Raw genomic sequence first — 9733 nt, 5'->3', positions numbered from 1 at the left:
TCATGAATTAACACCTGCCGCGATGGCGGAGGTTTTTTGACGAATATTCGAGTTTTTTTCGAGGGGGGTTAACCGCTCAACACAATGGCGCTATGATAACCATTTTGGTCTGAAAAATCAATATCCTTATTGCGGCTAACTGCCGCTTCTTTCAAAAACCGACTCTGCTCATTCTCAAGCTCGATCCCCGAATGGATTTTCAGCAACAGATCTCTGCACTCCTCTGACCATTAAATTAAACGCATCTATTGGGAAGTCGCCGATCTCCAGCCTGATGGATATTTTCGGCTGCATCCTCCCCCGTCCAGCATGAAGATTACGGATCAGTCGTCATCCGACTCTAAACGCATACCTTCCACTTCGGGCAGAGGATGCCCCAGCTGCAGACCCAGCACAAGCCAATCTTCCAAAACACTTTGCAGTTCCTCGCGGCATTCCTCCAGCGTATTCGCATTTGCCCAAACGCCGCTAAAACCCGGAATCGCTCCGTAATAAGTTCCGTCCGGTAATAATGCATATTTTGCCAGTTGCATTGCTTTGTTAAGGTATTCGGGCAACATTTTTTGTCTCCATGCCTCAATATCTCACTGCTAAATTACACAACTAAGTACACAGCTCAAGAAATCTTTAATCAACACGCCGTTTTTTCGTGCACATTGTCAAAAAAAGCACGAAAAAAAATAGTGCTAATGAAAGCATGTCCATTCAGACGCCGTCAGGGCGGATTGATCAGCAAATCAAGCCCGCCCTAATGATTTGGACTTTCTGATCGTATTTTAACCTCTATTTTGCTCCCTTGGGCGGATAGAAGCGGAACTTCCACACCCCCGGCTGACCAGTTTCCTCGTAAACCGTCGAATTAGTGGTGGCAATATGCAGCCAGGTTTGACCCGGAGCCAGCGGGAAAGGCCGGCCGTCGGCATAGCGCAGGCGCACCGGCCGCGCTAAACCGGTGGTTTTCTCATAGTCTTCGCCCACCATGCTCCAATAAACATTGGTATAAACCTGCCCGTTGCGGAAGACAACGGCTTTGCCTTTTGTACCGGGCTGCATGTTCAGGTCAATGATGGTCGGCGTGCGGGCGGTATGTTCGACAAACAGGACAACCACATTTTCAAAAAGCACAGGCCGGTTGGTCAGTCGGTCGGTTGCCGGAACGAACTGCCCAACCCGGCTTTCGTCGCCGTAATCCTGATAGCGCCAGTAAGCCCCCGCAACCGGATCGTACACCCAGCGCGCCTGATTCAGATAGGCGTAAAACACATTCACCTGATCGGCGGGTTGACCCCCGGCAGGCGGCTGCGGGTCAAACACATTGCCCGAATAGTTGGGCGGCGCGCTGGGGTTGCGGTTGGCTTCCGCCAGCCGGCGCAGCTGAGTCACCGACAGGCCGGCGCTGTTGATGTCCTGCGGGTTGCTGCCGAACACATTGCGGCAGATGCGCAGGTTGACTTCCGCCGATTTACTTGCCGCAACCAGACAGCCGTTGGGAAAAGCAGCTGCAATCGGCACATAGGCCTCGCGCCCGGAGCGCACGCCGGCCAATCCCGCATCTTGCGGCTGTTCAATTCCCACAATGGCGTTGCTCTGGTTTTGGTTTTCTCCCGACCCGTTCGTCATCTGATTCCATTCCAGACCAAAATCGAGATTCAGATCGGTTTGGCGGAAGGTAAACACCCTGGTTTGCGCCACGTTGTGTGCGCTGCCGTCCTGAACAGGTACTTCCGCGCCGCCGGAGGTCAGACGAAAACCCTCGGGGATTTGCAACCGCACGGCATACAATTTACCGATTCGCGGCGAGAAAGCGTAGTAGCCGTTGCCATCTGTCAAAACCGTGCGGATAACACTGCCGCCCAACTCCACCAGCTGCAGCTCGATGCCGCCCAGCCCGGGTTCATCGGGCTGTTGAGCGCCATCGGCATTGCGGTCCCACCAAACGCGGCCTCCCAAAGCAGCGCCGTTGAGACGCAGCGGTTCGGCGCGCGGGGTCAGCCCGGCCGGAGTGGGCAGCAATTGGGGCGCTTCGCCGTAAAAGACGGTCAGAAAGCGGGTCATCCCCTCGGTGATGTAGATTTCATACACCTGCGGAGCAACCGAAAGGCCGGTCTGCGGGCGGACGGTAGGGGGGAAGTGAGCCAAAGATACCAGCACGGCCGGCAGCTCCAGCCAGGACGGATCAGACACCGGCAGCCCGGTTAAAGGGTTATAACCGGCCGGGAACTGCTCCAGATCTGGCCCCATCGGGTAAGACGGCGGAGTTTCGCCTGACGCAATCACTTTCCCCGTCAACGGGTAAAAAGTTAAGGACAAAACCAGCCCGATACAAATCAGCACAAAAAAGATAGAGAAGAATTTCTTCATCCTGATGCCTCCATAATACCAAAAAAAGACCGTTTCCTCTTAAGAAATTATATCGAGACCCCAGCTGGCCAGCCTTTACACCTTTGTAAGCTGACACCCATCCGGGATCAATTCTTCCATCAGAGATTTTCCGCCAGGAGAGGTTTCTTGCTGTTCTCTGCGTCTTTGCGCCTTTGTGTTGAGCGGCGCCTTATCCGCCAACGGCAAAGCCGCCTACCCGCACCACGCCGTTGCCCTTGACCGTGTCCTTGCCGACCTGAACGATTTCAGCCCAGGCCAGCCACTCCCCCAACGCCTGCCAGACCTCGACCGGCGCCTGATACACAGCCCGCCCAACCAGCCCGCTGATCCACGTTTCCCGCCCGCTGCGGCTGGACGAGCTGGACAGTTCCACCCACTCGGTGTGATTTTCCACCAGCTGCACCTGCCGCGCCAGCTGACGCAGCCGCACCCGCTCATCCTAAGCGCGCTGATACCCGTTCGGCTAAATCGTCCAGCCGTTTGAGCAGCGCATCGAACACCGCTTCAAGACATTTACACCCCCAACCAACGGCGGGACAAGGCGCCCGCCGGGCGGGCAAATACAACCGCCCGGACGCGTGCGGTTCACCCGCCTCTTCACCACCGAACGATGCCGGCAGGGCCGGAAATCCACCCAAAGCCGCAGCTGCCCGGCCGATTCTTAGGGTTTATAGGGTGTTTCTGTCGGCGGCACTGTGTTGGTAGGCAGGGGTATGGTCGGCGCGGGTGTTGAAGGAATCGCAGTTGCTTCCACTGCTCCGGTAGGCGTAGGAGTGGGCGGCGCCGCCCGGACGGGAACACCGCTCAAGTCCACGTCTGGCGGAGCGGCATAAGCCGCAATCCAGCAGCGCACATTGAACTTCGGCCAGAGCACAAACAGCCAGAAGCGGTCCTGGCTGATGCCCAGCACTTCAGCAGTATCCCCGGCTGCCAGGGCGGTGATTTCGCGGTAATCCTGCCCCGGCCCTAACCGGCAGAAAGAATTTCTGACCAGCACAATCACCGGCGGACCGGCGGGAGAAGCCGTTGGGGTCGGAGAAGGCGTCTCACTGGGAGTAACGGTAGCCGTCGCGGAGGAAGTTGGGGTAGGGGTCAAAGGTAAGGTGACGGTGGGAATTTGGGTAGGAACGCCCTGGATGATCACATTGATTTTGGAAGGCGCGCTCCATTCGCCGAGCGTATTTTTGGCGCGCACGCTGATTTGATAATTTCCCTGATCGCCGGGCAGCCAGATCTGGCGCACCAGGTTGAGCGTTTCGCTTGGGGAAGGGTTGGCATCCGTGCGGATTACAACATCGTTCACGCTCAATTCCACCTGTGCAATTCCCGCCAAACTGGCAGCGTGAGAAATGATCTCCACTTCGCCGAGGGGCAGTGTGCTGCCGTTCAGCGGGGAGTCGATCCACGCCTGCGGAAACTGGCTCACGGCAGGAGCGGTTGGTGTGGGTGAAGCGGGCAAGCGGCCGCCGCAGGCAGAAATCAGTACGGCAAGTAGAAGGATCGGCAAAAAGTTTCGTTTCATAGCAGACTCACTTTTCCGCAGAAATCTGCTCCACCCACGTATCTTTCACTGAACTGTAGGAAGGCGCCAGGTTTTGTTTGCTGTTGGGTTTGGTTATACAAAAGGCGTTCGCCTCGACGGTTAACTGCGCACCGAGGTAGTAATACATCCAGTCATCGTTGGCAACCCAGTAAGCCGAGCCATAGTTATTCTGCAGGTAATCTTGATAGATTTTGAGACGGCCCGGCAGCCAGAATTTGCCGGCATTCCCTAGAGGCGGTAATTTTGAAACGTTGGGTTCGAGCGCAAAGTAGAAATCCTGTGAGCTGCCTGGCGTAAATTCGTTAAAATCCAGTCCGATCCCATCGTTTTTGAAGAGATACTCGGCGGTCAGCGTCTCACCCTGCCAGTACACCAGCTGGTTGGTGTAGTAGTCTTTTCCGACAAAGATACTCTGCCCGGTGTAGGCGTCGTTTTTGGCATAGGGGGTAGAAATGTTCAATCGGCAAGTGGTATTGAATAAAAGTCCGTTGGGCAGCGCTGAATCGGGAACATCCGCGCGGCGCGTGACGCGCACCTGCACCGTGGCCGGCAGGTACAGCGACTCCGGCACCGGCGCAGTCTTGACAATGCCGGGCAGACAGAGCGGTTCAAAGCCGCGGCTGTGGGCTTCTTGTGCGCCAACACAACCCTGTTGCTGGCTGCTGAGCAGTCCTTCTCCTGCTGCCCAAACTTCATCTACTCGATCCCGGATAAAATCTTCGCAAATCTCAATACACGGCAGTCCGGTTTGTTCTTCCAGCTGCTGAACAGCCAGTTCGGTAATTTTGCCCTTGGCGGTATCCTTGAGCTGCTCATAGTTGGGTATGCTCGGCGGCAGCCCCACGTAGGTCATAGCGGCCTGAACAATCACTTCGGCGGCGGTGTTACAAACCGCATCAATTTCGCTTTTATACGCCTCAATAAATTCGCCGGCATAACAGTAAGGAATGGCTTTGACCAGTAACTTTACCGCCAAACCCTTGAGAACTTCATAGACTTGAGAAATGGTATTGAGGGCATCTTTCAGGAACTGACCGGCTTTTTCAAGAAAAGACGGTTCCTGATAAACATACGGTTGCGGACAAAGGATGGAGCCGGGCGGAATGTCTTTGAGCATCATAATCTGCCCAGCGACCACATAGGGACCGCTCAGCCAGCTATCCACCACCTCGGCTTTTTTCTCAAAGAATGGGTTTTCGACGATTTGCACACAATACTGATATTGATAATCCGGAAATTGAATCGGATTGAAATCCACAATCTGAACATCGAACAATTCCGGCGGGACGGGGGCGGCAGGCTGCGGGGTGGGCGTTTGAACCGTGATTTCAGGCCGTTCTCCCCCAAGGGTCATGGTAACGGTGTTGGAAGGAACACACTTCACGTTTTCATTAAACACAGGCAGGACGCGAACATAATAGGTCTGCGGAAACGAGGCGCTGGGAAGGTAGTTCACTCCCCCGCCCGGCTGCGGAATGGGTATGCTGTAAAGGTCACTGCCCGGTGCGGGAAAGGATACTTCAAAAATAATATTCGAGGAGGAATTGACGCTCACGCTTCCCGACTGGAACACACCGCCCGGTTGCGGCGTGCAGACCTCGCCGTACGGGAAGCGCGAAACCTGCCAGATGCCGCCGCTTGCGCCGGACGGGGGCACCCATTGCAGCTCGCGGGTAACTGCGTCAAAATCGCTGGCCGCTTCCCTGAATTCTCCCAAGCCTTGCCGGCAAGTGGGGGCAGACAGGTCGCAGATTTTCAATTCACCCGGCAGGATTACCCACGGCTCGCCGCCAGCCTGCGCGGTGAGAATTCTTTCAAAACGCCCGATGTAGATTAAAGCGCCGCCGCTCCAGCCCCAGGCATCCACTTCAACGCGCAGCGTCCCTTCAGAAGGCGCGGCGACCAAGCCCTTCAGGGCTTCTTCCAAATTGAAGTACCCCGTTGATGGGGTGAGAAATTGCCCTTCGCGCGGCACTCGATTCCACGGCCCGCCGTTGAGCGAAAGATAGTAATAAACCTTTTCAAAAACGGGCGGAGATTTCAAATCTACCCAAGGAGGTTTCGCCGGAGAAAAAGGCGGCAGCGCGGGGACGGATGATGGAGCTGGGTTTTCTGCTGCGGTTTCGGTCAGAAAGCCCGGCGGGAGAATCGGGCGGAAGGGAATGCGCAGCAGGAGATCAGCCGGCAGGGGATCGTCCGGCGCGGCCGATAAACCGGGATTGCTGGCGAGAATTTCGGACGGCGCACGCCCAAATTGAGCTGCCAGACTGTTGAGCGTCTCACCGGCAGCGGTTGTGTGCAGCAGGTCAAAACCGACAGGTTGGGGCGAAATGACCACTTCAACCGTTTCGGAAAAGAACACCTGCCCATCTTCGGTTTGGGCGCGCACCTGCAACTGTTTTGTGCCGGGGGAGATGGCCGCCCAATCCAGCTGCGGGGATACTTCCTCGCCGCGCTGGGTCACGGCTACCTCACCGTTGACCAACAATTCTTGCGTAATTACCGGCGAATTGCTGACCACAACGGTCACTACCGGCAGGGCAGCCAGCAAAGGATAGGTTTCGCCGTTGAGCGGGCTGAGGATAGATGCCATACGCAAGTCAATGACTTCTTGCGGGGTAGCCGGGTTTTCTGTCAGGGACGAAAGTGTTTGGGAAACTGGGGAGGTTGAAGTGGTTGAGGTAGGTTGAACTGGCTGAGGTAAGTTGCACCCGCCGAGCAACACAAGAAAAATCAATGCAAAATGTAGGATTTTTGAATTCATGATGATCTCCTGCCATCGGGTGCAACAAAAAGTATATTCTTGAGGTAATTTTAATCTTTTTATCAACCAATTTCAATCCAATTTACCCAAATTTTTTCCTCAAATTTTGGGCCGGACATTGCTTCTAACAAGTTTGTGATCCATACCAAACCCACCGGACATTGAAACAGCTCCCCCTCCCTCGACCGAAGACGGCACAAAGAAAAAGGAAAGAATTTAACCTAAACGGTCTAAATCCGAACAAATGCCGGTATGTCCTTTGAACCAATCCGATCATTACGGCGTTTTTGCACCCATATTCATTCTATCAACCGGCCGGCCCCACACTGTTTAAGAACTGGTTAAGGTTTGCAGCTGGCTCTTTCACAGCCCCTCTTCCCATCCTACAGTTTTTAAGTGCAAAATACAGTTTGAATACGGTGTTTTTTATGGATATCCTGAGTTCCTTGCTCTTCAATCTCACCATTTTATGGATGTGTCTGCTGCGCCGGAGATGCACCCTGATTCGGTTCGCCTTTCGAGAAGAAGGCACAGCCGCAACAACCACCGGAAAACACGCTCCCCTGCTTTCCGGCGGGGGAGCAGTTTTCCGCACAAGTCGCGCTGCACTGACCTGAAATCTTACGCTGCGTTCAACGCCTGATCCAAATCCCAAAGGATGTCCTCGATATCCTCTATGCCGATGCTCAATCGGATGAAATCCGGGGTTACGCCCGCGCTGCGCTGCTCTTCTTCGCTCAACTGGCTGTGGGTGGTGCTGGCGGGGTGAATCGCCAGACTTTTGGCATCCCCCACGTTGGCCAGATGGCTGAACAACTTCAGGTTGTTGATGAATCTCCGCCCGGCTTCCACCCCGCCCTGCACGCCAAAACCGAGGATGGCGCCGGCCCCTTTGGGCAGGTATTTCTTCGCCCGTTCGTGGTCGGCGTGATTGGGCAGACCGGGGTAAGAAACCCATGCCACTTTGGGGTGACCTAAAAGAAACTCGGCTGTCTTTTGCGCATTCGAGACATGCCGCTCCATGCGCAGGCTGAGCGTTTCCAGTCCTTGCAGGAACAGCCAGGAATTAAACGGCGACTGGCAGGCGCCCACATCCCGCAAAATTTGCACCCGCGCCTTGAGAATGAAAGCCGGCTCGCCCAAATCGGCATAAACCAGCCCGTGGTAGCTCGGATCGGGGTTGTTGAAGTTGGGGAAACGCGGGTTGCCCGCCCACTGAAAATTGCCGCCGTCCACAATCATCCCGCCGATGCTGGTGCCGTGACCGCCGATGAACTTGGTGGTCGAATGGACGACAATATTTGCCCCCCACTCCAACGGGCGGCAGAGGTACGGGGTAGCAAAGGTATTGTCAATCATCAAGGGAATAGCGTACTCTCTAGCAATGGCAGCAACCTCTTCAAACGGGAACACATTGATCAGCGGGTTGCCGAGTGTTTCGCCGTAGAGAATTTTGGTGTTTTCGCGAATGGCGCGGCGGAAATTCTCCGGCTCGGAAGGGTCCACAAAGGTCACTTCAATACCCAAATTGCGCAGGGTGTAGGCAAACTGATTGTACGTTCCGCCGTACAGGGTCGAAGCCGAAACGATGTGATCCCCCTGCCCGCAGAGAGTCATAATCGCCATCATCTGCGCGGCATGGCCGGAACTGGCCGCCAGCGCCCCCACCCCACCTTCCAGGTTGGCCATGCGCTGTTCAAACACATCGCTGGTCGGGTTCATGATGCGGGTATAGATGTTGCCGAATTCCTGTAATGCAAAGAGGCGCGCGGCATGGTCGGTATCCTTAAATACATAGGATGTGGTCTGATAAATCGGTACGGCGCGGGCGTTGGTGGCCGGGTCGGGGGTTTGGCCGGCGTGAACCTGACGGGTGGTAAAGCCAAACGAGCGTTGAGCAGAGTCAGCGGTCATGATAAAAGCCTCCTATTGAATTTCGTCTAAATTGTATGGGGTTTCCTGATACACGTAGTAATTCAGCCAGTTGGCGAACAGCAGGCTGGAATGAGCCCGCCAGCGCACTACCGGCGGACAGGTCGGGTCATTGTTGGGATAGTAGTTTTCGGGGATTTGAATGGGCAGCCCCAACGCTACATCGCGGTCATACTCGTATTTCAACGTGAGCGGGTCGTACTCGGAATGCCCGGTGACGAAAATTTGGCGGCCGTCGCGCCGCAGAACAATATACACCCCGGCGCGCGGCGATTCGGAGATGATTTCCAGTTCGTCCACCTGAAGGATGTCCTCGCGGCGGATTTCGGTATGGCGGGAGTGCGGCGCGTAAAATACATCGTCAAAGCCGCGCAGCAGCGGAATGTTGCGCCGGTTGAAGGTATGCTCAAAAACCCCGAACATCTTTTGAGGAAGTGGATATTTGGGGATGCCGTACTGGTGGTAGAGCGCCGCCTGCGCCCCCCAACAAATGAAGAAGGTAGAAAAGACATTGTGCTTGCTCCACTCGATGATTTCCTGCAGCTCGCTCCAGTAATCCACCTCTTCAAACGGGAGATGCTCCACCGGGGCGCCGGTGACGATAAAGCCGTCGTACTTTTCGGTTTGCATCTGCTCAAAGGTGCGGTAGAAGGTCAGCAGATGCTCTTCGGGGGTGTTTTTGCTGTGATGCGAAGCCGTGCGCATGAAGGCAATTTCCACCTGCAAAGCCGTGTTGCCCAGCAAGCGCAGCAGCTGCGTTTCGGTGGCAATTTTGGTCGGCATCAGGTTGAGAATGGCTATGCGAAGCGGGCGGATGTCCTGATGGACGGCGCGCTCCTCATCCATCACAAAGATATTCTCGCTTGCCAGAATCTCTCGGGCGGGCAGCCCATTGGGAATCTTGATCGGCATTGGGCACCTCCTGTCAGTCGCTCTTTGACCTCAACATATCATGAATTAACACCTGCCGCGATGGCGGAGGTTTTTTGACGAATATTCGAGTTTTTTTCGAGGGGGGGTAACCGCTCAACACAATGGCGCTATGATAACCATTTTGGTCTGAAAAATCAATATCCTTTTTGCGGCTAACTGCCGCTTCTTTCAAAAACCGA

At 55.2% G+C, this 9733-nt stretch carries 11 protein-coding genes; 1 reads left to right on the top strand and 10 read right to left on the bottom strand.

Going from position 1 to position 9733, the window contains the following annotated elements; genetic code table 11:
- Positions 1-68: 68 nt before the first annotated feature.
- The 7 genes from ACWIZX_RS00980 to ACWIZX_RS00950 all read right to left on the bottom strand — a co-directional run bounded on the left by ACWIZX_RS00980 (position 69) and on the right by ACWIZX_RS00950 (position 6689).
- A complete protein-coding gene (locus ACWIZX_RS00980; protein WP_322792249.1) occupies positions 69-206 on the bottom strand; it encodes a hypothetical protein in 138 nt (45 codons plus the stop codon).
- A gap of 117 nt (positions 207-323) precedes the next feature.
- Entirely contained in the window at positions 324-560 is a 237-nt protein-coding gene (locus ACWIZX_RS00975) for a type II toxin-antitoxin system HicB family antitoxin (RefSeq protein WP_448334529.1), read from the bottom strand.
- Between the two features lie 223 nt (positions 561-783).
- Positions 784-2361: an SdrD B-like domain-containing protein gene (locus ACWIZX_RS00970; RefSeq protein WP_448334528.1), complete on the bottom strand. Its 1578-nt coding sequence runs from the start codon at positions 2359-2361 to the stop codon at positions 784-786.
- Between the two features lie 190 nt (positions 2362-2551).
- Positions 2552-2812 carry a CRISPR system precrRNA processing endoribonuclease RAMP protein Cas6 gene (gene cas6, locus ACWIZX_RS00965; RefSeq protein WP_448334527.1) on the bottom strand — a complete coding sequence of 87 codons (261 nt, stop codon included), beginning with the start codon at positions 2810-2812 and terminating at the stop codon, positions 2552-2554.
- A gap of 4 nt (positions 2813-2816) precedes the next feature.
- Complete coding sequence (locus tag ACWIZX_RS00960; RefSeq protein WP_448334526.1) at positions 2817-3020, bottom strand: hypothetical protein; 204 nt, start codon at positions 3018-3020, stop codon at positions 2817-2819.
- Positions 3021-3043: 23 nt separating this feature from the next.
- Positions 3044-3904 carry an Ig-like domain-containing protein gene (locus ACWIZX_RS00955; protein WP_448334525.1) on the bottom strand — a complete coding sequence of 287 codons (861 nt, stop codon included), beginning with the start codon at positions 3902-3904 and terminating at the stop codon, positions 3044-3046.
- A 7-nt stretch (positions 3905-3911) separates the two neighbouring features.
- Complete coding sequence (locus tag ACWIZX_RS00950) at positions 3912-6689, bottom strand: hypothetical protein (RefSeq protein WP_448334524.1); 2778 nt, start codon at positions 6687-6689, stop codon at positions 3912-3914.
- 428 nt (positions 6690-7117) lie between these two features.
- Between ACWIZX_RS00950 and ACWIZX_RS00945 the strand changes: the two genes are divergently transcribed.
- The gene (locus tag ACWIZX_RS00945; protein ID WP_448334523.1) at positions 7118-7306 is read left to right on the top strand and encodes a hypothetical protein; all 189 of its coding nucleotides are present in this window, start codon (positions 7118-7120) and stop codon (positions 7304-7306) included.
- A 4-nt stretch (positions 7307-7310) separates the two neighbouring features.
- Here ACWIZX_RS00945 and ACWIZX_RS00940 read toward each other — a convergent pair whose 3' ends face one another.
- From ACWIZX_RS00940 to ACWIZX_RS00930, 3 genes are all read right to left on the bottom strand, one after another.
- Positions 7311-8603: an O-acetylhomoserine aminocarboxypropyltransferase/cysteine synthase family protein gene (locus tag ACWIZX_RS00940; RefSeq protein ID WP_448334522.1), complete on the bottom strand. Its 1293-nt coding sequence runs from the start codon at positions 8601-8603 to the stop codon at positions 7311-7313.
- A 12-nt stretch (positions 8604-8615) separates the two neighbouring features.
- Entirely contained in the window at positions 8616-9533 is a 918-nt protein-coding gene (metA, locus tag ACWIZX_RS00935) for a homoserine O-acetyltransferase MetA (protein ID WP_448334521.1), read from the bottom strand.
- Between the two features lie 13 nt (positions 9534-9546).
- On the bottom strand, positions 9547-9733 hold a 187-nt coding region (locus tag ACWIZX_RS00930; RefSeq protein ID WP_448334520.1), incomplete at its 5' end, for a hypothetical protein.

This window comes from Bellilinea sp., from assembly GCF_053501535.1.
The sequence above is the reverse complement of the archived record's forward strand: the minus strand, read 5'-3'. Positions and strand labels throughout refer to the sequence as shown.

What these genes read in the sequence shown, in the direction of transcription:
- ACWIZX_RS00975 (WP_448334529.1), bottom strand. Translation starts at nt 560, where the DNA reads ATGTTGCCCGAATACCTTAACAAAGCAATGCAACTGGCAAAATATGCA.
- ACWIZX_RS00970 (WP_448334528.1), bottom strand. Translation starts at nt 2,361, where the DNA reads ATGAAGAAATTCTTCTCTATCTTTTTTGTGCTGATTTGTATCGGGCTG.
- ACWIZX_RS00955 (WP_448334525.1), bottom strand. Translation starts at nt 3,904, where the DNA reads ATGAAACGAAACTTTTTGCCGATCCTTCTACTTGCCGTACTGATTTCT.
- ACWIZX_RS00950 (WP_448334524.1), bottom strand. Translation starts at nt 6,689, where the DNA reads ATGAATTCAAAAATCCTACATTTTGCATTGATTTTTCTTGTGTTGCTC.
- ACWIZX_RS00945 (WP_448334523.1), top strand. Translation starts at nt 7,118, where the DNA reads ATGGATATCCTGAGTTCCTTGCTCTTCAATCTCACCATTTTATGGATG.
- ACWIZX_RS00940 (WP_448334522.1), bottom strand. Translation starts at nt 8,603, where the DNA reads ATGACCGCTGACTCTGCTCAACGCTCGTTTGGCTTTACCACCCGTCAG.
- metA (WP_448334521.1), bottom strand. Translation starts at nt 9,533, where the DNA reads ATGCCGATCAAGATTCCCAATGGGCTGCCCGCCCGAGAGATTCTGGCA.